Origin of the sequence: Mycolicibacterium agri (assembly GCF_002553505.1) — a bacterium.
GTDB lineage: Bacteria > Actinomycetota > Actinomycetes > Mycobacteriales > Mycobacteriaceae > Mycobacterium > Mycobacterium agri.
Window position 1 is genome coordinate 53,098 of record NZ_PDCP01000030.1, and the last position, 21,839, is coordinate 74,936.

Genomic DNA, 21,839 nt, shown 5'->3' on the forward strand with positions numbered 1-21,839 from the left:
ATGTCGTCCCGTGGGTTCTGACATGACTCAATCAGTTGCGGTCGATACCCGTGATGCCATCATCTCCGCCGCCTTCGCCTGCTTCCGGACACGCGGGCTGGCGAAGACCACCATCGTCGACATCGCCCGCGAGGCCGACGTGTCGCGCAGCACGTTCTACGAGTATTTCCGGGACAAGGAGACGATCGTCGAAGCCTGCGCCGAGGCGGCGTCGCAACGGTTCTACCGCAACATGGCCAAGGCCATCGATCGTCACGGAGGCAGCACCCTCGAGGGTCGGCTGGTGCGCGCCGCCGTCTTCGTCACCCAGGCGCGACGGGTCGTCGAGCCCGAGGCGTACTTCGACGAAGAGGAAGTCAGTCTCATGATGACGAAGAACGCGGCCACCCTGCTGAAGGAATGCGCCGACTTCCTCGCGCCCTACGTGACAGCGGCCAAGCTGACCGGAGAGGTTCGCCCCGACCTGGATGTTGCATCCGCCACCGAATGGTTCGCACGAATGTTGTTCTCGCTGTTCACAACTCCGTCTCCGAACATCGACATGCCCGACGACGACGCGGTAGCTGAATTCGTACGCGCCTACGCGGTTAACGGATTCGTCAGTCCTCGGCGACGGTGAGCCTCAGCCGGTCCTGCGCACCGGGACGTTGGAGAAGCCACACACGTTCGACATCGCCACGCGTCGCAGGCCGCTTCGGTCGATCCCGTATTCGGGAATGAGGTCGAGGAGCGCATCGAGCGCGATGCGCGCTTCCATGCGCGCCAACGCTGCTCCGAGGCAGCTGTGCACGCCGTAGCCGAACGCGAGGTTGAAGCCCATTTTGCGTTCCCGGTCGATGTTGAGTCGGTCGGGATCGTCGAACTTGCGCTCGTCGCGAAGGGCCGATCCGGTGACGAGCAGAACCGCCGCGCCCTGCGGGATCGTGGTGCCGTAGTAGGTGACGTCGCGCGTGGCGGTGCGAATTTGATACTGCGACGGCGCTTCGTAGCGCAGGAGTTCCTCGACCGCGGCGGGAATCTTGCTGCGGTCCTCGCGAAGCCTTCGCCACTGGTCCGGGAAGTCGGCGAACGCGACGATCGCGTTACCCACCAGTTTGGTGACCGTCTCGGCGCCCGCTCCCCCGAGCATTGTGGCGAAACCGGTGATATCGACATCGGTGAGCTTCTCCACCACACCGTCGCGTTCGATTTCGGTTTCGATGAGGCGGCTGATCATGTCGTCTCTGGGTTGAGTTCTGCGCCGCTGAACGAGGTCGTAATAGTAGAGGCCGGTTTTCATCGAGGCCTCGTATCCTTCTTTGGGAACGGCGATCTCGCCGGGACGACGTTCCAACAGCAAATCCAGCCAGCGTCGGATCTGGTCTCGATCCTCTTTCGGGACGCCGAGCATGGTCGTGATGACCTCGTTCGGGAACAGCGCAGAGAAGTCGGCGACAACGTCGAAACGCTCGGGGTTGCACGCTTCGATTCGCTCATAGATCTTCTCGGCGACCATGTCTTCCAGCGCGGCGATCGCGCGCGGGGTGAAGACATTGCTCACCAAGCGACGCATCTTCTGGTGCTCCGGCGGATCCATGGAGGTGATCACCTTGGGCACCGGGATCGCGTCGTCGTGCGCCTTGACCATGTCCAACGTGGCGCCCTTGGCCGACGAAAAGGTTTCGTGATCCTTCGTCGCGGGTGCTACATCGTCGTAACGCGTCAGCGCCCAGAAATCCCACTTCTTGTTGTAGTAGATCGGGGCCTCGGTGCGCAGCCGCCGATAGGTGTCATATGCGCCGTCGAAGAAATCCTGGGAGAACGGGTCGAACTCGACGGGACGGCTGTCGACTTCGGGCCGCGTGGCGTTCACAGGATTGCTCCCGACTTCTTCAGTTCTTCGATGGTGTCCCAGCCGATTCCGGCGTCCAACAGAACTTCTTCGGTGTGTTGGCCGTGCTCAGGAGCACCCGTCGGAACCACCGATTGTTCATCGAACTGAACGGGGTTGGTGGGCATACAGAACGGCACGCCGTTGACGGTCTCCGTCTGCGCGACATACCCGTTCGCGGTGACGGCGGGGTCCTCGCAGAGTTCACCGGGTGTCTGCACTATCCCCCACGCACCCGAAAGCGGCGCCAGAACTTCCCGCCACTCGGCTACCGTGCGCTTGGCGAACGCCTCGTCGAGTAGGGTGATCAGGTCGGCCCGATTCTCGTATCGGGATGCGGGATCGGCGAACCGCGGATCGTCGATGAGCTCGGGCAGGCCGATCACCCGCATCGCTTCGGGATAGAACTTGTCGAGTTGCAGCATCATCAGCTGCACATAGCGACCGTCTTTCGTGCGGTAGGTACCCACCAACGGGTTCGGCGCATCGGCGTGGCCGAATTTCGGAATCGAGGTGCCGCCGTGTATCTGGCTGACGGCGACGTCGGGACTGAGGTTCCAGGTAGCAAGCCCGAGCAGCGACACGTCCACGACCGAGCCCTTGCCGGTCGTCGCCTTCTTGTACAGCGCTGCGGCGATACCGCCTGCAATGGTCATGCCGCCGAGAAGATCACCGAACGCCGGCCGGGACCGGACGAGTTCGTCTCTTTCCTCTGTCAGGGCGGTGGCGATGCCGCCGCGCGCCCAATAGGAGACTCCGTCATAGCCTGGCTTGTCCGCGTCCGGCCCTTTGGGACCATGACCCGACCCCCGCACGTACACAATGCCCGGATTCACCTTCCGGATGTCGTCGACGTCGATGCCGAACTTCTTCCGGCGCTCCGGCAGATAGCTGGTCAGGAACACGTCGCAGGTCTTTGCCAATGCGTGAACGACATCACGACCGCCCGGTGTGCTCAGGTCGACGCCGATCGACTTCTTGCCGCGGTTCGGTATCTCGATCATGTAGTTGACCGAGCCACCGCCCTCGTCGACGATTCCCATGGTGACAAGACCCCGCTGCGGATCGCCGCCGTTACGCGGCTCGACCTTGATCACTTCGGCGCCCCACTCGGCGAGCACCGCGCCGGCCGAAGGCACGAATGTCCAGGCCGCGACCTCAAGCACTCGGACCCCGCTGAGCACGTTGTCGACGTTAATGCCGGCCTCCTACAAGCGTTGACATCCATTTTCGGATTTGCGAATCAGGGTCCACGGCTCGAAGTCTAAACGCGCCGCACAGCTTCGCGAGAACCACTATTCTCGTTTTCCGAGAAGATGGCTATCCTGTTGAGGTCATCCTAGCCCGATAAGGATTCCCACCTCGTGCCCTTTCCGCCATCGACGCCTACGATTCCCGTGCTGATCAGGTCGTGTGCACAGCACTTCGGCGACAAGCCGTTCCTCATCGCGGACGGGAAGACGCTGACGTATTCCGACGTCGATCGGCAGTCGGCGCGGTTGGCGTCGGCCCTGCTGGCCGAGGGCTTGGGTAAGGGCGATCAGGTCGGCATTTTGATGCCCAACAGCGTCGAGTGGGCGATCGCGTGGTTCGCGACCACCCGTATCGGCGCGGTCGCGGTGCCGCTGAACACGTTTTACAGAGCATCTGAGCTGGCGTGGACGGCCCGTCACGCCGATCTGCGTGCGATCCTCGCGTGGTCGGATTTCCGCGGCCACAGCTTCCTTGACCGCCTCGAGGAGGCGCTGCCGGGCCTGGCCGACGAAAGCACCCCCGGCAGGCTCGCCGTCCCGGCCGCCCCGTTTCTGCGCACAATCGCGGTGTGGGGCAACGGCCACCGGCGGTGGGCCACGAGGTTCGGTGCCGATCTCGCACCGCGATACGACGCCGACTTCCTGGCCGAGGTCGAATCGTGCGTGACGCCGGCCGACGACGTGATGATCATCTACTCCTCGGGCAGCACCGGTGATCCGAAGGGACCCGTGCACACCCACGGCACATTGGTTCGTCACAGCTACAACCTGACCTTCGACTACGGCGTCACGGCCGAGACTGTGTTGTTCACTGCGATGCCGTTCTTCTGGGTGGGCGGCTTGATCACCGGTATCCACGCCGTGATTCATCACGGCGCCACACTCGTCACCCAACCGGCTTTCGACGCCGCCGAGGCGCTCGAGTTGATCGAGCGTCATCGCGCGACGATCACACTGGGTTGGCCGCAACAAGGCAAGTCGCTGGCCGAACACCCGGACTTCGCGAAGCGCGACCTCAGCTCGGTGCAGCGCACAAGCATGCCTGCGATGGTGCCTCCCGAACGCCGCCCGAAGGGCCCAAATGCGCTCGGAATGACCGAACTCTGCGGCAATCACATCGGCGTCGACCCTTATCCGCCGCAGCCGGCCGATCGCTCGGTGACGGGTGGATACTCGATCGAAGGGTTGACGCATGTTCTCGTCAACCCGGAGACGGGAGACCCGGTCCCGCCGGGCGGTGACGGTGAGATCTGGGTGCGTGGCTACTCGCTCATGCAGCGGCTATACAAGCGTGAGCGGGAGGATGTGTTCACGCCCGACGGCTACTACCGAACGGGCGATTGCGGAGTCCGATACGACGACGGATGGATCAAGTTCACCGGTCGATTGGGCGATCTGATCAAAACCAGTGGTGGGACGAACGTCACGCCGAGCGAAGTCGAAGCGGCCCTCACCGACTGCGAAGGTGTCCTGGAGGCGTATGTCGTCGGCGCCGAGGACGGCAACCACGCAACGATTGTGGCGGCAGCGGTGGTGCCGCGCGGCGACACGCAACTGGATGCAGAGGCTTTGCGCGCACTTCTGCGCCGCCGCTTGTCGGCATACAAAGTGCCGAAGTTCATCTGGATCACGCACAAGGATGCGCTGCCGTTCACAGCCACGGGCAAGGTCAAGAAGTCGGAGCTCGCCGAGAAACTCAGTGCTCTCCTGTCTGAAGTGAGCGGCACGGCATGAAGCCGGCCCAACCTCCCGATCCCCGACTTAGGAGAGCCAAGGAGTGCATCCGTTGATTGACAAGCCATTACGGGTCGCCGTCATATCCACCGGATGGATCAGCAGCCTGTCGATCCGCGCGATCGTCCGACGGCCGCACCTGGACCTCGTCGGGGTGTGGGTACACAGCACCGAGAAGGTCGGACGCGACGCGGGCGAGATCGTCGGGCTGGGCCCGATCGGGGTGATCACCACCGGTGATCTCGACGACATCATCGGGTCGAAGCCCGATTGTGTGGTCTACGGCGCGGCCAGCGCGAAGATGGACGCCGCCGCGGTGGCCGACTACGTCCGTCTGCTCACTGCCGGGCTGAACGTGGTGACCACCAACACCCCGGGAATGATGTTCCCCGACAAGTGGATCCCGCAGTTGGCCGATCAGGTGCGTGCCGCCGCGTTGTCCGGAGGAGCCACGATCTATACCTCGGGCATCGAGCCTGGTTTCGCCGGCGACCAGCTCGCGGTGCTGCTGAGCACGCTGTCGAACACCATCCGGTCCATCCGGGCGCAGGAGATCTTCGACTACTCGGCATACCCCAACCGGGACCTCATGATCGACGCGATGGGCTTCGGCAAACCGCTCGATTTCACGCCGCTACTCGAACTCGAAGGTGCCCAACAGTTCGCCTGGGGACCGCCGATCGGGCTGGTGGCCAAGGCCCTCGGCGTCGAGCTCGAGAAGGTCACCGAGGCCTACGAGCGGGTGCTGACCCCGCGAGATCTTCATGTCGCGTGCGGAGCCATTCCCGCCGGAACCTGCGGCGCGGTGCGGGCGGAGACGACCGGCTTCGTCGACGGCCACCCGGTGATCACGATCGAGCACATCAATCGGATGGCGCCCGACCTGGCACCCCAGTGGGCTTCGGCGCCCAACGGCACCTACCGGCTCATCATCGACGGCCAACCCCACATTCGGTGCGACCTGAATCTCGGGACCGAGGACACACCAGAGTCGGCCAACGCCAACGCGATGGAGGCGACGGCCATGCGGGTCGTCAACGCCATCCCTTACGTCGTCGAAGCGGCGCCGGGAATCGCCACGTCGCTGGATCTGCCGATCACGGCACCCCGCAACGCGCTGGACTTCGGTTAGAGCGGACCCAGGTCCGACGCGGTGACGCCGATGCCGCCATTCCGGTGGACGTCGGCGTGGCGGGAGGCTAAGCGCTGGACTGCCGGGTGACGACCGACGGTCCGGACAGCGGACTGGCGATTACGCCAGGCGGGGCCTCGACCACACTCGGGATGGCGTTCACCGCCGCGAGCGCCGTGGCCGCGACACCGGGGTTCACTCGGTCGTCGTGCGACTGCTCGAGGTGCAGTTCGAGGTTCATGTTGGGATTGCCGTTGACGCGGAAGACCATTCCGCCTTGGCCTTCGCGCGCCGGCTTGGGCCAACGGTCGGGCCACGGCGTGCTGCTGACCGTCGCGAAATACTGAACCGCGACGGCAGGGCGGCCTCTGACGATTCCGGCGAGCTGCCACCGGTGCGCACAGATCGTCCCCTCGGGTATCACACCGAGTGCGGTCGGAAGGTCGGTCGGCGCGAGCAGCGTCTCCCAATCCAGTTCTATTCCATCGAGTTCGAATCCGAGGATGTCGGCGATGTAGGTCACCACCGTACCCCAGTCCTTGTCGACCTTCCCCGACGCAATTCGCACCGGTACATGGCCGTCGGGCTTACCGAAGCCCATCGACTCGTGCAGGACGTCCCATATCGGGTATGACTTGTCGAGGTCGACCGCGTATTCGTCCATCCGGTACGAGTCGACTCGGCCCGCTCCGGCCAGCAGCGCTGTCGGGATGTTCAGGCTGATGAACCCCGGCTCGCTGCCGGTGGCGTAGAACGTCGAATTACCGTGAGTGGCGGCCTTTTCCAGGTCTTCTCGCCATGACGCGGGAGCGGCCCGGGGATAGACCATCGGGATCAGCGAGAACGTCACCACATTGACCCCGGCATTGAGGTAGGTGGCGATGTCCGCGATCGCCTGTTCTTCACGTCGAACGGCGGTCGCGCAATATGTCACGCAGTCGGGTTTCAGCGCGAGAACAGCCGAGAGGTCATCGGTCGCACAGACGCCGACCGGTGGTGCACCGCAAAGTTCGCCTGCGTCCAGCCCGGCCTTTCGCGGTGTCGACACCTTCACCCCGACGAGATCGAGCGAGGGATCCTCGATGACCGCGCGCAACGCCTCCCTGCCGGTCAAGCCGGTGCCGACGTGGACGACTCGATAGCGACGATCGGAAGAGTCGGTCACAGTTCTTTCACCCTCCTCACCCCTGCGGGGCAACAGTTCTCGTCATCGCGGGACAGACCATGTCAACGGTAGAACGGTCCCGGTTTACCGCCTACCTCGAGATGACCGTATGGGTCGTACAGGTTTACACCCGGATACGGGTTCTGATCGAAGGAGGGCCGCGACAGACCCGCCTCCCGCAGCCCGGACAAGACGGCCAGCGGCACAGCGAACGACACCAGGCCCACCGTCACAGACACCAACAACTGCCGAGTCAGCGTCACCCTCGGACGCCCCTGCCGCGAGGGCAAGCAGCGCGCAAGACGGTTGATCAACACCAGTTCGCCACCCTCGTCCCGCACGCACATCACCGCAACCATGGCGAAGATCGGGGCGTCGTACACCGCCATGATCAGGGGAAAGTGGATGTGGCCGATATGCAGCACCGGCCCGACTGCCTCTGTGTAGTAGAAGATTCCGGCTCTCAGCCAGGTGAACTGGATAAGACCGTTGATCGGGACGGCGACGATCGTCGCACCGATGAACACCCGCAGCAGCCTGCGCGGCGCCAACCAGCCAATGCGACGCATCAATGAATCCAAGAGCCTGTCGTGCAGCTTCAAAAAGCCCAGACCGTTCAGCAGATAGTAAGCAGCGTAGCCACCCAGAAATGCCAGCGCTGGTTCAAGATTCGGTGCGATGTTCACGTACGGCCACGACAGTGGAAAGTGCAACATGCGCGGATCGAAGACCGCGAACGTCGCCCAGTTTGCCAACGGATCCAGCGCCCCGGCGATCAGGCCGGCGAACGCGATGATGACCGTCCAGTGCACCTTTCGTTGCCGCCACGACAACCACGTCAGAACGGCGATCAGACCGATTGCCAACGGGATCGAGCTGACGGAGACAGCCAGCGGCCAGTCGTCGAAGCCGAGAAACGGCGGATACGGATCGGGGCCGGGATTCGGGTTCGCTTTTTTCGGATCTCCGTGCAGGCCTGTCTGAATATTCGCGATCGTCACGATGGCGAACGTCAGGTAGGTGATGACAAACAGCGACCACCCGATCCTGGCAGGCCACGGCGAGAAGTGTTCCTCGGCCGATTCTCCGGGAGCGGGGTTCGGCTTACGGTCAACGGTATTGGTCACCTCAGACCGCCACCGGAAGCGTGGCCCACCCTCTGACGCTGGTGGTGTGAGCGCGTTTGGCCGCCGCGTAATCGACTTCCCACTCCGGCCACCGGATCAGAACCTCCTCGAGTGCCACGCGTGCTTGCATCCGCGCGAGCGCGGCGCCAAGGCAAAAATGAATTCCGCGGCCGAATGACAAGTGTGTGGCCTGCCGGTGGATGTAGAACCGGTCCGCGTCCGGGTATTGTCGTTCGTCCCGATTCGCCGAACCGTTGATCAGCAGCATCACCGAGCCCTCGGCGACTGTCTGGCCATAGAATTCAACATCACGAGCGACATGTCGTGCCTGTACAGGCGACGGTGCCTCGTAGCGAAGCACCTCCTCGATCGCCGCCGGGATAAGACTGAAATCTGCTGCTAGTTCGCGGCGTTGGTCGGGGTGGTCCGACAGCAGTTGTCCGGCAAAGCCGATCAGCCGCGTCGTCGTCTCGTTTCCCGCGCCGACGAGGGTGCCGGTATAAGTCAACACCTCTTCGCGGGTCAATCGCCGACGGTTACCGTCACCTTCCTCGATCTCGGCGTTGACCAGCTCGGTCATCAGATCGTCGGATGGGTGCTCGTAGCGCCAATCGATGAACTCTTCCAGCATCGAGCCTTGTCGCGTCAGCATGTCGTCGGCCACATCGACGAGTTCGCCGTCCTTGAGTTCGAGAAGCCGGTCGGTGTTCCGGCGGATGGCGATCTGCTTGTCCTCCGGTATGCCCAACAGGTATCCGATGGTGCGCATCGGCATCCATGCTCCGAGGTCGGCGATGAAGTCGAATGTCTCCGCGTTCTCGAGTGGCTCCAATGCGCGCCGGCAGAACTCTCGCGCCAGCGGTTCGATGGCAGCCATGCGCCGTGGCGTGAACACGCCCGACAACAACCGACGGTGAAAGTCGTGCATCGGGGGGCCTTCGAACAGGATGATGCCAGGCGGTACCTCGACCCCATTGAGGATGATGTCGATGGTGGTGCCCTTGCCCGAGCGGTAATCCTCCCAGTTGGCCAGTTCGCGGGCGACGTCTGAGTGCCTGCTCAACGCGTAGAAGCCGTACTTGTCGTTTCGGTAGAGCGGCGCTTCGTCGCGCAGCCTTTTCCACACGGGGTAAGGATCGTCGTCGATGTCGAAGTCGAACGGGTCGTAGTACGGCCCAACCTTCACCCTGTAGGTCACATCGCGAGAATAGGCTTTATCGCACGCCGTCATGGCGGATTCTCGCGGCTCGTCCTCGAACGTGCGCGCTCAGGATGGTACGGACGTACACGTACCTTCCTGTGACGTTGGCCGGGCTGGGTTTCAGAGAAAATCACCCTGGCGGCAGCTTATCTGGCGTCACGGTTATGTCACTGGTCAACGTCGCGCGGCTCGGACTTCAGCTGAAAGCGAGCGTCTTTCCGGGACCCTTAGCTGTTCTTCGACATCTCGGCGGCGGCCGTGTCGGCCCACTGCGCCTGGTGTCGGCCCATCGTCATGGCGCCGTTCCAACCGCCGTCGGTCCACAGCACCTCGCCGCCGACATAGCTGAAGCGCGGGCTGCCCAGACAGACCAACGGCCAGGCCTGCTCCTCGGGAGTGGAGTACCGGCCGACCGGGCCGACGGCCTGGTCGACGGTCTCCTTGCCCATCAGTTGTTGAAAGGCCGGCATCATCGCTGTCTCGGTCGGCCCCGGGTTGATGCAGTTGATCCTGATGCCTCGGCGGGCCAGTTCGGCGTACCACCAGCCCACCCATGCGTCGATGATGTACTTCGAGTACGCGTAGCCGCTCCACGACCAGACCTTCTCGTTGGCCGTCAGCCATTCGACGGCCGCCTCGAATCCGGCGGTCTCGAGCAATCCGGTGATCACCTTGATGTGGTCCTGCCAGCCGATCGCGGCCGACGACGAAATCACGCTGATGGCAGATCCTTCGGGCATCTTCGGCACGAGACGCTCGGCCAGGTGCCGTGCGCCGACGAAGTTCACCAGGATCGTGTCCCATTCGCTGAACGGCGGACCGGGAAGCCCCGCACAGCTGAAGAGCCCGTCGACCGGGCCGTCGATGGATTCCGCGACCTGGTCGATGTTCGCTCTGTCACGCAGGTCGACTTGCAGCGTTATGGAGGCGGCGACGGTCGTCGGCTTGATGTCGAGTGCGGTGACCGTCGCGCCCAGATCGATGAGGATCTGCGCGACCGCCTGCCCCATACCCGACGCCGCGCCGGTCACGACGACCGACTTGCCCTCATACCCCAGCACATCCTGCATGGAACGCCCCTGTCGAGAACTTCATTTACCGAATGCGAGAACTCACGTTATCACCGTCTCTGCAACGGCCGTGACGCCTCAATCCCACACCACATCTAGGCGGGTTGGCGACCGGAACATCATGCCGGTGATGTAGGGCGCGGGGCCGTCGGGGTCGAGGCGCAGCGCAGGTAGTTCGTCGAAGAGGGCGTTGAAGATCTTGGTGGTCTCCAGCCGCGCTAGATGCATTCCAAGGCAGACGTGAGCGCCGTGGGCGAATCCGATGTGTGGTTTTCGTTCGCGGAAGATATTGAATTGCTCGGGTTCCTCCCACCGAGTCTCGTCGTGGTTCGCGCTACCGAGGTTGAGCATCATCGTCGCGCCGGCAGGGATCTGCACACCGCCGATCTCGGTGTCGCAGGTGACCTCCCGCATGAAGTTCAACAGTGGGGTCTCCCAGCGGATGCCTTCCTCGATGGCCTGCGGCAGCAGGCTGCGGTCGGCGCGCACCGCCTCCAACTGGTCGGGATGGCTGAGCAACGCGTAGGCGAGATTGGCGGTCGACCGTGACGTCGTCTCCGCACCGGCGGGTAGCAGATTGCGCATGAACCCGTATATCTGCTCGTCGGTCATCTTGACGCCGTTGACTTCTGCCTCGGCGAGGATCGACACCATGTCGTCTTTGGGAGCCTTCCGCTTTTCAGCCAGGATCCCGACGAAATACTCTTTGAGCTTCGCGGATGCCGCCAGTGCGCAGTCCATGTCGCCTCGGAAGCCCAGCAGATCGATCGCGAGCCGGTGAAAGTGCAGCACGTCGGAATCCGGCAGCCCCAGCAGCGCGGCGATCACTCGCACCGGAATCGGCATGAACACCGAGTCGACGAGGTCGGCCTGCTTGGTGTCCTTGATCTTGCCGATGGTCTTGTCGACCAGCGGGCCGACCAACTCGGCGTCCCACCGCTTCATCGACGAGCGCGCGAAGGCGAATTCGTGCAGTTTGCGGTAGATCGCGTGTTCGGGTTCCTGCATCTCGAGGATGGTCGGACCCTGCAGTGGCCGCACGACGTCCTCATAGCAGCGGGTGCTGAACGTGATGTTGTCGGTGAAGATCGCTTTGACGGTGTCGAACGTGTAGGCCGTGAATGTCGGCGCTCCGTCACCGGAATTGCCGACCATGCCCATCTCCGGCCACCCCCCATGCACCGGTGCTTGGGCGCGCAGCTTCGCCAGCATCGGGTAGGGCGACGCGTCGCCGTCGGCGCCCATCCCGGCGTTGAACCTGTTCTGGGCATCACGAATGCTCTGTTCGAGTTCCTCGACGGTCGCCGGCTCTGTCATACGACGGCTCCTCACTGTGGCATCGCCGATCCAACATACACCCTGGTGGTTGAAACCTACATAATGTAGGTTGATGCCGCCGCTAATCGGCGTGATCGCGAAAGATCAACCAGGAGCGATTGATTGGCTATTCGAGCAGTCCAATGGGCGACCGGGGCCGTGGGACGGGCCGCCTTGCAGGAGCTTGTTGAGAATCCTGATTTTCAGTTGGTCGGTGTCCTGGTCTACGACCCCGCCAAAGCCGGTCAGGACGCCGGTGCGCTCTGCGGCTCGCCGACCACCACGGGTGTGCGTGCCACGACCGACAAGGACGAGATCATCGACCTGGGGGCTGACGTCGTCGTCCACGCCGCGAGTAAGGCCCACGCAGTGGAGACCAATGCCGAAGACATCTGCCGGCTGCTCACCGCCGGTACCAACGTCGTGTCGACGACCTCGTACAACCATCTGCCGACATACGGCGCCGACACCGAATCAGCGTTCATCGAGGCGTGTCGTAACGGCGGGTCGCGCTTTCACGCCGCAGGCGAGAATCCGGGCTTCATGCTCGAGCGGCTCGTCGCCACGGTGACCGGGCTGAGCAAGACGATCGATCGGATCGACCTTTACGAAGCCACCGACGTCTCCGCTGTCGAGAGCCGGCCAATGCTGATCGACCTGATGGGTATGGGCAGACCGCCCGAGGAGGTCAGCGTCGACTCCCCGATCATCGGAAAGCTCGACATCGCCTACCGGCAAACGCTCAACGCGACCGCCGAGGTCCTTGGCATCACCCTGTCGCGCATCGACGTGTCGGTGGACGCCACCACGTTGCCCTACGACCTCGAGGTGCCGGCAGGAACAATCGCAGCTGGAACTGTTGTCGGACAGCGATTTTCATGGGTAGGCCACTGGTCGGAGCGTCCGCTGCTCGCGGTACACGAGGAGTGGGTGCTCACGCGCGACCTTCCTCAGTGGGGGCTTCGGCCGCTGGCTCCCGGCGAGAAGGCGCCCTTGATCCGCGCTGTCATCAAAGGTGATCCGAGTTTCGAGCTGCAGCTCGATGTCGGCTGGGACGCAGAAGCGCCCACCGGCCGGCATGCGCAGCCGGGTCACCTGATGATCGCCATGAGCGCCGTCCGCGCGATCCCCTACGTGCTCGCACAGCCGCCAGGGATCGTCACCGCGCCGGTCTTCGGAGCAATCCAGCTAGCCGGCGCCAACCGCCCGTGAGATGAATTGGCTGGGCGTGGCATGGAACACGTGGCCGGTGCCGTCGGGCAGCACACGCCGGGCGATCAAGTAGTCGGTGCCCATCCACCCCTGGCGGATGTAACGGCCGAACCGTAGAAACGTGCCCGGCGCACCGCTGGCCGAAGGGATGAGCTTGACCTGCTCCAGCCCGCCCTTGACACCCTCCCCGGTCAACGGCCGCGCCGCGGCCAGGCCACGGACGATGACCGTGGCGACATCGCGACAGAGACCGGGCATCGAATGCGTGGGCCGACGGCCGTACCTGGCCTGGAACCGGTCGAGGAAATCCTGTCCGACACGGTTGCGCTCGTCATAGCTGTCCAACCCGATCCAGCCGGACAGATGCCGCATCCATTCCGCACTGATGTGGGCCATCTCGAACGCGGTGGTGGTATATCTCGGTGGATCCCAGCCCGCCGCCGCCAGCGCATCGGAAAAGCCCCATAGGCCGTGCCCGAAGCCGACATGCACGACGGCATCCGGATCGGCTGCGCGCAGTGCCTTGACCACCTCGGTCTTGTCCGCCTCGACCTGAGGTATGGGAACTGTCGCAACGATTTTCAGCCCGGCTGCCGAGTAGGCTCTCTCGGCGAAGGCGAGGTACTCCTTGCCGATCAGGGACGCCTCGTAGGCGATGGCGATGCGTGATCGGCCGTCGCCGATCATCACCGCCGCCAGCATCACGGGCTCTTCGGGCATGGACCCGTTGTTCAAAGCGAAGGTCCACTCGCTGAGGGCCCCCTCCGAACCCGACAGGATGATGTTGGGCACCTTTGCCATCCGGGCGGCGTGCGCCGCCAGCGGGACGGCGTTGTCGGAGACATACGGGCCGAAGATCACCAGGCAGCCGTCGGCGACGAGTTCGTCGTAGCCTTGTTCCACCGCCTGGTAGGTGCCGTTGGGCAGGCCGATCACGTTACGCTCAACCAATTCGATGGTGCGATCGACGACTCCGTCGGCAACGGCCTCGTCGAACACCATTCGCAGGGTGTCGAGTGTGTCGTTTTCGACGCCTGCTCTCGTTGGATAGTCGTTCAGTAGGCCGACTTTCAGTGGTGCCACCAATCCGTATGCACGAACGTCATCGTCTGCCATACGCGCAACATACAACATGCATGTTGGTAGCATGCCGACATGGCCAGACGAGGCGGCACCGAGTCCGAACGTCGGGCACGCGGTGATCAGACTCGACGCAGGCTTGTCGAAGCGGGTCGAACCCTGTTTGTGGAAAAGGGCTATTTCGATACCAGCATCGGCGAGCTTGTCGCAGCGTCGGGAGTTGGCACGAGGGGCGCCTTCTACCACCATTTCAAGGACAAGGCCGAACTCTTCCGGGCCGTCTTCGAAGAGGTCGAGCGGGATTTGACACTGCGCTCGCTGGCCTCGCCACCATCAGGAGCCGATTCGTGGCAGCGGCTCTGCGCCGGCCTCCACGGGTTCCTCGAGTCGGCGCTCGAGCCCGAAGTCCAGCAGGTGATGCTGCTCGATGCACCGGTGGTGCTCGGCTGGCAGACGCTGCGTGCGATTCAAGAAAGCAACAGCATTGCCCTGATCAACCAAATGGTTCGGGAAGCGATTGCAGAAGGTGTCATCGAGGATCAACCCGTCGGCGAGCTGACGCACATGGTTGTCGCGGTTGTCGAGGAAGGCGCGCTGCTGGTCGCCCATGCCACCCACCCACGGCGAGCACGGCAGCGGGCCGCCAAAGTGCTCGACCATCTCTTGTTGAGCTTCGCGGTGCAGCCACGAAACGCAGTGCGACGTTGACTTTTTGGCCCTTCCCTCCGCTCGCGGATATGGGTTGAAAACACCGATTATCAATAACTGTATATAGTCGCTCTCGCAGATGATAATCTCACTCTCGTCAGCTGGCCAAGGGAGACCTATGTCTGAGCGCGCCCTCCGCGTCGCTGTCGTGGGAGCGTCGGCGGGTTTGGGCCGTTGCATCGGCGTCGGCTTGGTGCACAGAGGCGCCAAGGTCGCCTTCCTTGCGCGGCGCCACGACCGACTGGTCAGGGCCGCCGACGAAGCGGGCAACGGTGCGGCGGCAATCGCCTGCGACGTCACCGACGCCGACGAGTGCCAACGGTCCATCGCGGCGGCCGTGGGTGCGTTCGGCGGCCTGGATGCCCTTGTGTACACGACGGGAATGGGCGTGCTGGCTCCCCTTGCCGACGTCACCAGCGCACAGTGGGCGCAGCTGTTTGCCACCAACGTCACCGGCGCGTCCTTGATCACCGCTGCGGCCGCGCCGCATCTGGCCGCGTCGGCGGGATCGGCCGTGTATCTGTCGTCGCTCAGCGCGTCCTACTCGTCACCCTGGCCGATGCTGGGCGCCTATGCGGTCAGCAAGGCCGCGCTGGACAAACTCGTCGAAGCGTGGCGCATCGAACATCCCAACATCGGGTTCACCCGGCTCGCAGTCGGCGACAGCTTCGGCGGCGAGGGCGACTCACAGACCGAATTCAACAAGCACTGGGATCCGCAGGCCCTCGACACCGCAATCAGATACTGGATGGAGCACGGTTACATGCAAGGCGGCCTTGTCGACGCCGACCATCTCGTCGGTGTTGTGCACTCCGTACTTGAATGCGGCAGTAGCAGTTTCGTGCCCTACCTGACACTGGCTCCGCGACCGGCCGATGCGGTCAAGGAACTACGACAGTGGTGAAGTGACGGGAGAGTCGATGAAGTCGAAGGCAGCGGTGCTGCGCGGAGTGGGTGTGGACTGGGAAGTCACCGATGTCGAGCTGGATCCGCCGAAGGTCGGCGAAGTGCTCGTCAAGATGGCCTACGCGGGCATCTGCCATTCCGACGAGCACTTCTACACCGGCGACAGCGTGCCGAGCCCCGACATGGAGGAGATGATGCGAGCCGCCGGGGTGGACGTTCCCGAATGGTTCCCGATGCTCGGCGGACACGAGGGATCAGGCGTGGTCGAGGATGTCGGGCCAGGCGTTGGCTCCCTGAAACCGGGTGACCACGTGGCGATTTCGTTCTTCCCGGCCTGCGGGAGTTGCCGCTGGTGCGTGACCGGGCACACGTACCTGTGCGACGTCGGGGCCAAAATCTACGACAAAGCCATGACCACGGACGGCACTCGTCGTCGTCATCTCGGCGACGAAGACCTGATGGCGATGATGCAGGTGGGTACCTTCTCCGAGTACGTCGTCGCATCCGAACGCTCGCTAGTCAAGATCAACGACTGGATACCGCTGGCCGCCGCATCGCTCGTGTCCTGCGGTGTGACAACCGGTTTCGGCTCCGGTTCGGTGGCAGCCGGAACCGAGCCCGGCGACACGGTTGTCGTAGTCGGCGTCGGAGGCATCGGGATGAACGCGGTGCAGGGCGCCAAGATCGCGGGCGCCAAGCATATCGTCGCGGTGGACCCGAATGAGTTCAAGCGGCAGGTGGCACCGTCATTCGGGGCCACCCACACCGCCACCGATGCCGGCGCCGCCGTCGAACTGGTCAGGGACATCACCTGGGGCGTCATGGCCGACCGCGTCGTGCTCACGCCCGGTGTCGTGCCGCCCGACATCGTGATGGTCGCGATGATGCTGCTGCGCAAGGGTGGCACATGTGTGCTGACCGGCATGGCCAAACTGTCGGACATGATGGTTCCGCTGATCCTGCCGGACATGGTCAGTTCCTGTAAGACCCTCAAGGGCGTGCTCTACGGGGAAATGAATCCCCGAGACGCAATACCGAGGCTTTTGTCGATGTATGAGGCGGGCATCATCAAGCTCGACGAGCTCGTCACGCAGCGCTACAAGCTCGACGACATCAACGAGGCGATGAAAGATCTGCGCGCCGGGAAAAACATCCGCGGCATCATCGAATTCTCATGAGAACAGTTCGTCGAGCGCTTTGCGTTCGAGTTCCTGCCACCGCGCGACGTGCCCGCGTACGTCGTCGACCTCGTCCGGGCGCAGGTGATGGGCGCCGTCAGGCGTGATGCGGCAGATGTCCATCGGGCCGCCAACGCTCGGCGACGATTCGGCCAGGGCATCGAGCACGCGTAGTGCGGCGACGACCCCGTAGTCCACGGGGCGTTGCGCCATAGTGAAATTCGCGAGCAACGCGTAGGCCTGCTGCGCCATCGGGGCCCCACTGCCGACCGATTGGAAGCCGATTTCCTCGTGGTGGCCGATGAGCCCGTGCGGGTCGATGTCGACGATGAACATCTCGCCGTGGGCATATCCGGCCGCGAGTATGTACGTCGCGGGGGTCGCGCCGGGCTTGCTTTCCGGCACGTCTGCAATGAAGTTCTCGTAGTGGTGCTTGAAGATCGGCAGCACCCGCGCCTGCAGTGCGCGTCCCACGTCGCTGGCTTCCACGACAGCGTCGGGTTCGGTGTCGAAGAGCCGCTCGATGTCGTAGAGCACCGCGCGTGACCCGCTGCCGCCCCATGCCGCGTGGCTGCCCAGCGGATGCAGCTTCTGCGCGGGATAGCTCACCCCCCTGCCCGGGTCGGTGATCTGGGAGTCGGATGCGAGCACGACACCGTCGACACAGCGCAGCGCGAGAACGACGGTCACGTCGCCATCCTCGCATCCGCAGGTTACGGAAGCCAAGCGCCGCGGCGCATGACGGCCGCCACCGCCAACTGCTCGTCCAATACCACCAGGTCGGCGTGGGCGCCCGCGCGCAACTCCGTCGACGGGAGACCAAGCGCGCGTGCGGGATTGATCGACGCCTGCCGGACGGCGGCCAGCAGTGCGTCGTCGCGAGCCAGTCCGCTGTGTCGCACCGCGAACCGGAACTGGTGGTCCATCGTGGCGGTGCTGCCCGCGATGGTGTCGCTGTCGGCGACGCGCGCCACCCCGTCGACGACATCGACCGCCAGCGGTCCCAACCAGTAGCGGCCGTCGGTCATCCCGGCGGCCGCCATCGCATCCGTCACCAACGACACCCGGTGCTCGCCGGCGCTGCGGCAGACATGGCGATACAGCGCGGGGTCAACATGCACCCCGTCGGTAATCAATTCGACTGTCACCCTTGGGTCTTCGAGCAACGCGATGACCGGGCCCGGCTCGCGGGTGTTGATCGGCCGCATCGCGTTGAACAGATGCGTGCCCACCGTCGCGCCCGCGTCGATCGCAGCCCTGGTCTGGTCGTAGGACGCCTCGGTGTGGCCGACGGCGGCGACCACACCCGCATCGACGAGTTGGCGGATCGCCGCGAGTGCGCCGACGCGTTCCGGCGCGATTGTCACCATGCGGACGGCGCCCCCGCCGGCATCGAGGGCCCGCGCGACCTCGGCGGGGTCCGGATCCCGCATCAGCTTCGGCTGATGGGCGCCGCACCTCTTCTCGGACAGCCAGGGGCCCTCGAGATGAATACCGTCGAGCAGTCCCGCGCGAACGTCATCGGCCAGCCCCCGAACCTGACGCAACAAGTCGTCGGGGCCTGCCGTGACGAGCGACGCGACCAGCGACGTGGTGCCGTGCCTGCGGTGAAACGTCACCGCGGTCGCTGTGTCGGCTCGCTCCGCGGTGGAGAAGTTCGCCCCTCCCCCGCCGTGCAAGTGCGTGTCGACGAAACCGGGCACCACCGTCGCCGCGCCGAAATCCCGATCGGCTGCACGCGGCGGACCGCCGGCACCCACGGCGTCCACCGTGCCATCAGACACCTCAATCCACCCGGGACGCAACAACTCTCGACCCGTGACGACGGTGTCGGCGGTGATCAGCATGCCCGCCGCCTCAGAGACCCTGCCATTCGGGCTTGCAGCGATAGGTCTCGCGGTAGTAATCGATGAGCTGGAGCCTGCAGGCGGCGGCCTCATCGAGCAGCACGGTGACGTGCGGATGGTGTTGCAGGATGGTCGCAGGCCACATCGCGCTGACCGCACCCTCGACCAGGTGATGCACCGCTTCGGCCTTGCTGCGTCCGGTCGCCACCAAGATCACGTGTCTTGCCGCCATGATGGTCGCCAGCCCCTGTGTGAGGCAGTGCGTCGGGACGGCGTCGAGCTCGCCGCCGAAGAATCGGGCGTTGTCGAGACGGGTCTGCCTGGTCAGCGTCTTGATCCGGGTCCGCGACGCCAGCGACGAACCCGGCTCGTTGAACCCGATGTGCCCATCGGTGCCGATGCCGAGGATCTGCAGGTCGACCCCGCCCGCCGCCTCGATCGCCTTCTCGTAGGCCTCGCACGCCGCGGGGATGTCGGCGGCAAGGCCGTCGGGACCCTCGACTGCCCCGGGCGCGAAGTCGACCCGCGAGACGAACACCTCGTCGATGACGGTGCGGTAGCGCTGCGGATGATCGGCGGGCAGGCCGACGTATTCATCAAGGGTGAAACCGCGCGCCTGGTTGAACGAGATCTCGCCGGCGGCACAGCGGGCCGCCAATTCGTCGTAGATCGCCAACGGGGACGAGCCGGTGGCCAGTCCCAGCACCGCCGTCGGTTTGCGTTGCAGCAGAGCGGCGATGGTGTCGGCGGCGAGGGCACCAATCTCCTTGGCGTCGCCCAGGACGATGACTTCCATCTACTTCTTCGCGGTGAACAGGCCCGCGCCCGACTCGATCTGCGCACCGGCGGTGACCGCTTCGGACGGGACGACGTTGTCGGCTTCGCGCTCATCCATAACCACAACGGGGACAATCGGATTGAGCCCCTTGCTCTCGACGGAGGGCACGTCGTAGGTGATGATCACCTGCCCGGCCGTGACGTCGTCGCCCTGCTTGGCGTGGGTGCTGAACCCCTCTCCCTTCAATGCGACCGTGTCAAGGCCGAGGTGTACCAGCACGCCGACGTTGTCGGCCGTCATCACGATGTAGGCGTGCGGCATCAGTTTCAGCAGCTTTCCGCTGACCGGGGCGACGGCCTCGACGACGCCGCGCGGCGGGTCGACTGCCGCGCCGTAGCCGACCATGCCCTGGGAAAACACCGGGTCCGGGACATCGGCGAGCGCTATCGCCCGACCGGCGACCGGAGCCAATACCTGCGTCGTCGTCATCTCCCAAACAATACGAGTGTCGCGGCAACAAGGTCTCGGGTTCACCTCTTCTGGTCTAGGCTTCGGCGGCAGTGGCGTTTGCGACGAGGAGGGGTGAACGGCGATGAGTGATGCGGCGAATCCGCAAGCGGTTCAGCGAAAGTCAGCCATGAGCTTCCCTGGTTTCGCCCAACTGCAGCGACTTGGCAAAAGCCTCATGCTGCCGATCGCGGTGCTGCCCGCCGCCGGCATCCTGCTGCGGCTGGGCCAGCCCGACCTGCTCGGGCGGATCGAAGCACCGGTCATCGGCGCGTTCTTCAAGGCGATGAGCGCGGCGGGAGACGCGCTGTTCAGCAACCTCCCGCTGTTGTTCGCCGTCGGCGTGGCGATCGGCTTCGCCAGGAAGGCCGACGGCTCCACCGCGCTGGCCGCCGTCGTCGGCTATCTCGTCGTCGAGGCCGTGTTCAAGACGATGTCGCCGATCGTGCTGGCCGGTGAGGTCGACAAGTCCGGCGAACAGGCGCAGATCAACTACAGCGTTTTCGCCGGCATCGTGGTCGGCCTGCTCACGGCGTGGCTGTTCGATCGCTACCACACCATCAAGCTGCCGTCCTACCTCGGCTTCTTCGGCGGCAGGCGATTCGTTCCGATCGTGGTGTCGCTGGCGTGTCTGTTCCTGGCGTTCGCCATGAGCTACTTCTATCCGATCTTCGATGCCGGGCTGACCGCACTCGGCGAGTTCATCGGCGGGGCAGGCGCGCTCGGTGCGTTCGTGTACGGATTCGCCAACCGCATGCTGATTCCGTTCGGGCTGCACCACATTCCGAACTCCTACATCTGGTTCCTCTACGGCGACTACCAGCCGCCGGGCGGCGAGGCCGTCACCGGCGAACTGACCCGTTTCGCCGCAGGCGACCCGACCGCGGGCATTCTCACGTCGGGCTTCTATCCGATCTTGATGTTCGGGCTGCCAGCCGCGGCGCTGGCGATGATCCACGTGGCGAACAAGAAACAGCGCAAGGTTGCGGTCGGCATCCTGGCGGCGGCCGCGCTGACGGCATTCCTCACCGGGGTCACCGAACCCCTCGAGTTCGCGTTCATGTTCGTGGCCTTCCCGCTCTACGTCATCCACGCCGTGCTGACCGGACTCTCGCTGGCGATCGCTTACCTGCTCGACATCCACCTCGGCTTCTCGTTCTCGGCGGGACTCATCGACCTGCTGCTCTACGGAACGGCGCCGGCCGCGAAGAACATCCCGCTGCTGATCGCCATGGGCGTGGGTTTCTTCGTCGTGTACTACCTGATGTTCCGGTTGGCGATCACCCGGTGGAACCTGCGCACCCCCGGCCGCGAACCCGAGGAGGAGTTCGAGGCCGAAGAGCAGGCCAACCTCGGCGAGGGCGCCGATTCCGCGACCGCGGTGACGGCCGGGGGTCCCGGCACCGCCACCGCAACCGCGACGGCAACGGCGCCCGTCGCGGCGGACAGCCGACCCGAGCAGGTGATCGCGGCGTTCGGCGGCCGGGAGAACCTGCGCAGCGTCGACGCGTGCATCACCCGGCTTCGCGTCGAGGTCGCCGACAAGGCGAAGGTGGACCAGGCGCGGCTGAAGAGCCTCGGCGCCGCAGGCGTCGTCGAGGTCGGCAACAGCGTTCAGGCCGTGTTCGGCACCGATGCCGAGGCGCTGAAGAGCGACATCAACGACATCCTGTAGCTCTAGGAGCCTGCTGAATTAATCCCGCGTGGCGGGCGTGGTTCTGCTGGGGTTTTCGGGATGATTGACGGGTGCAGGG

The 21,839-nt window shown here is 64.4% G+C and carries 20 protein-coding genes; 8 read left to right on the plus strand and 12 right to left on the minus strand.

The window, feature by feature from the left end; translation table 11 throughout:
• Window positions 1–22: 22 nt before the first annotated feature.
• Window positions 23–619 carry a TetR/AcrR family transcriptional regulator gene (locus CQY20_RS17525; protein ID WP_097941351.1) on the plus strand — a complete coding sequence of 199 codons (597 nt, stop codon included), beginning with the start codon at window positions 23–25 and terminating at the stop codon, window positions 617–619.
• Window positions 620–622: 3 nt separating this feature from the next.
• On the opposite strand, the gene CQY20_RS17530 is transcribed toward CQY20_RS17525, so the two are convergent.
• Together CQY20_RS17530 and CQY20_RS17535 are read right to left on the minus strand one after the other, a co-directional pair.
• Window positions 623–1,852, minus strand: a complete 1,230-nt coding sequence (locus CQY20_RS17530) for a cytochrome P450 (protein WP_097941352.1) — start codon at window positions 1,850–1,852, stop codon at window positions 623–625.
• The gene (locus CQY20_RS17535) at window positions 1,849–3,054 is read right to left on the minus strand and encodes a CaiB/BaiF CoA transferase family protein (RefSeq protein WP_234816292.1); all 1,206 of its coding nucleotides are present in this window, start codon (window positions 3,052–3,054) and stop codon (window positions 1,849–1,851) included. Before CQY20_RS17535 ends, CQY20_RS17530 begins: the two co-directional genes overlap by 4 nt.
• Before the next feature lie 180 nt (window positions 3,055–3,234).
• Here CQY20_RS17535 and CQY20_RS17540 point away from each other — a divergent pair, with 180 nt between their 5' ends.
• The gene (locus tag CQY20_RS17540) at window positions 3,235–4,857 is read left to right on the plus strand and encodes a class I adenylate-forming enzyme family protein (RefSeq protein WP_097941354.1); all 1,623 of its coding nucleotides are present in this window, start codon (window positions 3,235–3,237) and stop codon (window positions 4,855–4,857) included.
• 55 nt (window positions 4,858–4,912) lie between these two features.
• Window positions 4,913–5,989, plus strand: coding sequence for an NAD(P)H-dependent amine dehydrogenase family protein (locus CQY20_RS17545; protein WP_165789271.1), 1,077 nt, complete (start codon window positions 4,913–4,915; stop codon window positions 5,987–5,989).
• A gap of 67 nt (window positions 5,990–6,056) precedes the next feature.
• Here the strand turns inward: CQY20_RS17545 and CQY20_RS17550 are convergent, their stop codons facing one another.
• From CQY20_RS17550 to CQY20_RS17570, 5 genes are all read right to left on the minus strand, one after another.
• Window positions 6,057–7,154 (minus strand): dihydrodipicolinate reductase, encoded by a 1,098-nt coding sequence (locus tag CQY20_RS17550; RefSeq protein WP_174814655.1) that lies wholly within the window; start codon window positions 7,152–7,154, stop codon window positions 6,057–6,059.
• 62 nt (window positions 7,155–7,216) lie between these two features.
• A complete protein-coding gene (locus CQY20_RS17555) occupies window positions 7,217–8,281 on the minus strand; it encodes a spirocyclase AveC family protein (protein ID WP_234816293.1) in 1,065 nt (354 codons plus the stop codon).
• A 1-nt stretch (window position 8,282) separates the two neighbouring features.
• Window positions 8,283–9,512: a cytochrome P450 gene (locus tag CQY20_RS17560; protein WP_097941355.1), complete on the minus strand. Its 1,230-nt coding sequence runs from the start codon at window positions 9,510–9,512 to the stop codon at window positions 8,283–8,285.
• 197 nt (window positions 9,513–9,709) lie between these two features.
• Entirely contained in the window at window positions 9,710–10,552 is an 843-nt protein-coding gene (locus CQY20_RS17565) for an SDR family oxidoreductase (RefSeq protein ID WP_097941356.1), read from the minus strand.
• Window positions 10,553–10,630: 78 nt separating this feature from the next.
• Window positions 10,631–11,869, minus strand: a complete 1,239-nt coding sequence (locus tag CQY20_RS17570; protein WP_097941357.1) for a cytochrome P450 — start codon at window positions 11,867–11,869, stop codon at window positions 10,631–10,633.
• A 123-nt stretch (window positions 11,870–11,992) separates the two neighbouring features.
• On the opposite strand from CQY20_RS17570, the gene CQY20_RS17575 reads away from it, so the two are divergent.
• The gene (locus CQY20_RS17575) at window positions 11,993–13,081 is read left to right on the plus strand and encodes an NAD(P)H-dependent amine dehydrogenase family protein (RefSeq protein WP_097941358.1); all 1,089 of its coding nucleotides are present in this window, start codon (window positions 11,993–11,995) and stop codon (window positions 13,079–13,081) included.
• Here the strand turns inward: CQY20_RS17575 and CQY20_RS17580 are convergent.
• A complete protein-coding gene (locus CQY20_RS17580; protein ID WP_097941359.1) occupies window positions 13,058–14,197 on the minus strand; it encodes an ABC transporter substrate-binding protein in 1,140 nt (379 codons plus the stop codon). The two genes, CQY20_RS17575 and CQY20_RS17580, sit on opposite strands and share 24 nt — an antisense overlap.
• A gap of 39 nt (window positions 14,198–14,236) precedes the next feature.
• Here CQY20_RS17580 and CQY20_RS17585 point away from each other — a divergent pair, with 39 nt between their 5' ends.
• From CQY20_RS17585 to CQY20_RS17595, 3 genes are all read left to right on the plus strand, one after another.
• Window positions 14,237–14,869, plus strand: a complete 633-nt coding sequence (locus CQY20_RS17585; RefSeq protein ID WP_097941360.1) for a TetR/AcrR family transcriptional regulator — start codon at window positions 14,237–14,239, stop codon at window positions 14,867–14,869.
• A 118-nt stretch (window positions 14,870–14,987) separates the two neighbouring features.
• Entirely contained in the window at window positions 14,988–15,773 is a 786-nt protein-coding gene (locus CQY20_RS17590) for an SDR family oxidoreductase (protein WP_097941361.1), read from the plus strand.
• A gap of 16 nt (window positions 15,774–15,789) precedes the next feature.
• A complete protein-coding gene (locus CQY20_RS17595; protein WP_097941377.1) occupies window positions 15,790–16,953 on the plus strand; it encodes an NDMA-dependent alcohol dehydrogenase in 1,164 nt (387 codons plus the stop codon).
• Here the strand turns inward: CQY20_RS17595 and CQY20_RS17600 are convergent.
• From CQY20_RS17600 to CQY20_RS17615, 4 genes are read right to left on the minus strand one after another with little or no spacing between them, the layout of a single operon-like run.
• The gene (locus tag CQY20_RS17600; protein WP_097941362.1) at window positions 16,948–17,643 is read right to left on the minus strand and encodes an Ntn hydrolase family protein; all 696 of its coding nucleotides are present in this window, start codon (window positions 17,641–17,643) and stop codon (window positions 16,948–16,950) included. The two genes, CQY20_RS17595 and CQY20_RS17600, sit on opposite strands and share 6 nt — an antisense overlap.
• Window positions 17,644–17,666: 23 nt before the next feature.
• A complete protein-coding gene (nagA, locus tag CQY20_RS17605) occupies window positions 17,667–18,800 on the minus strand; it encodes an N-acetylglucosamine-6-phosphate deacetylase (protein ID WP_097941363.1) in 1,134 nt (377 codons plus the stop codon).
• 10 nt (window positions 18,801–18,810) lie between these two features.
• Window positions 18,811–19,596 carry a glucosamine-6-phosphate deaminase gene (gene nagB / locus CQY20_RS17610; protein WP_097941364.1) on the minus strand — a complete coding sequence of 262 codons (786 nt, stop codon included), beginning with the start codon at window positions 19,594–19,596 and terminating at the stop codon, window positions 18,811–18,813.
• Complete coding sequence (locus CQY20_RS17615; protein ID WP_097941365.1) at window positions 19,597–20,067, minus strand: PTS sugar transporter subunit IIA; 471 nt, start codon at window positions 20,065–20,067, stop codon at window positions 19,597–19,599.
• Between the two features lie 103 nt (window positions 20,068–20,170).
• On the opposite strand from CQY20_RS17615, the gene CQY20_RS17620 reads away from it, so the two are divergent.
• Window positions 20,171–21,760, plus strand: coding sequence for a PTS transporter subunit EIIC (locus tag CQY20_RS17620; protein WP_097941366.1), 1,590 nt, complete (start codon window positions 20,171–20,173; stop codon window positions 21,758–21,760).
• Window positions 21,761–21,839: the final 79 nt, after the last annotated feature.

Excerpts from the sequence above, each read along its gene's own strand:
- CQY20_RS17570 (WP_097941357.1), bottom strand. The coding sequence starts at position 11,869 with ATGACAGAGCCGGCGACCGTCGAGGAACTCGAACAGAGCATTCGTGAT.
- CQY20_RS17590 (WP_097941361.1), top strand. The coding sequence starts at position 14,988 with ATGTCTGAGCGCGCCCTCCGCGTCGCTGTCGTGGGAGCGTCGGCGGGT.
- nagB (WP_097941364.1), bottom strand. The coding sequence starts at position 19,596 with ATGGAAGTCATCGTCCTGGGCGACGCCAAGGAGATTGGTGCCCTCGCC.
- CQY20_RS17525 (WP_097941351.1), top strand. The coding sequence starts at position 23 with ATGACTCAATCAGTTGCGGTCGATACCCGTGATGCCATCATCTCCGCC.
- CQY20_RS17585 (WP_097941360.1), top strand. The coding sequence starts at position 14,237 with ATGGCCAGACGAGGCGGCACCGAGTCCGAACGTCGGGCACGCGGTGAT.
- nagA (WP_097941363.1), bottom strand. The coding sequence starts at position 18,800 with ATGCTGATCACCGCCGACACCGTCGTCACGGGTCGAGAGTTGTTGCGT.
- CQY20_RS17620 (WP_097941366.1), top strand. The coding sequence starts at position 20,171 with ATGAGTGATGCGGCGAATCCGCAAGCGGTTCAGCGAAAGTCAGCCATG.
- CQY20_RS17580 (WP_097941359.1), bottom strand. The coding sequence starts at position 14,197 with ATGGCAGACGATGACGTTCGTGCATACGGATTGGTGGCACCACTGAAA.
- CQY20_RS17560 (WP_097941355.1), bottom strand. The coding sequence starts at position 9,512 with ATGACGGCGTGCGATAAAGCCTATTCTCGCGATGTGACCTACAGGGTG.
- CQY20_RS17565 (WP_097941356.1), bottom strand. The coding sequence starts at position 10,552 with ATGCAGGATGTGCTGGGGTATGAGGGCAAGTCGGTCGTCGTGACCGGC.
- CQY20_RS17595 (WP_097941377.1), top strand. The coding sequence starts at position 15,790 with ATGAAGTCGAAGGCAGCGGTGCTGCGCGGAGTGGGTGTGGACTGGGAA.
- CQY20_RS17615 (WP_097941365.1), bottom strand. The coding sequence starts at position 20,067 with ATGACGACGACGCAGGTATTGGCTCCGGTCGCCGGTCGGGCGATAGCG.